The sequence below is a fragment of the Xenorhabdus santafensis genome, from assembly GCF_033949405.1.
In the GTDB taxonomy this organism is placed as follows: Bacteria; Pseudomonadota; Gammaproteobacteria; order Enterobacterales; family Enterobacteriaceae; genus Xenorhabdus; species Xenorhabdus santafensis.
This window is the reverse complement of sequence record NZ_VCDN01000548.1, coordinates 1-321: the sequence shown is the minus strand read 5'-3', so window position 1 is coordinate 321 and position 321 is coordinate 1. Positions and strand designations below refer to the sequence as shown.

The 321-nt window shown below is 35.5% G+C and carries 1 protein-coding gene; it reads left to right on the top strand.

Annotated elements, in window-relative coordinates; genetic code table 11:
- Positions 1-321, top strand: a 321-nt coding sequence (locus FE392_RS23365) for a hypothetical protein (protein WP_319932052.1), incomplete at both ends; no start/stop codon positions are given.

Sequence of the window (321 nt, the reverse complement as noted above, 5' to 3'; positions counted from 1 at the left end):
AAGTTTTAAAAAGTGAATCTGTTGATTGTGGTTACATTGAGTTGGCAGGAGAATTGAAAGTTGCATCTGTTGATCGTCCGAAGTTAACTTTTCATAGATTTAGATTGCAAGATCAAATTGAGCAAGAAAGGTTAGCGCGGAAAAATGGTGAACCATCACTTTCTGATGTGGAATATCAAGGTTTGTTTGAAAGTTTAGCTGATGTAGAAGAATTGATAGCTGAAACTGATGAAGATGGTCGTTTGACTGATGAGAGAAAATTAAAACGGCAAGAAAAACAAGTAGAATTGACTATTGAGAAGTTGAAAGGCGAAATAGTCG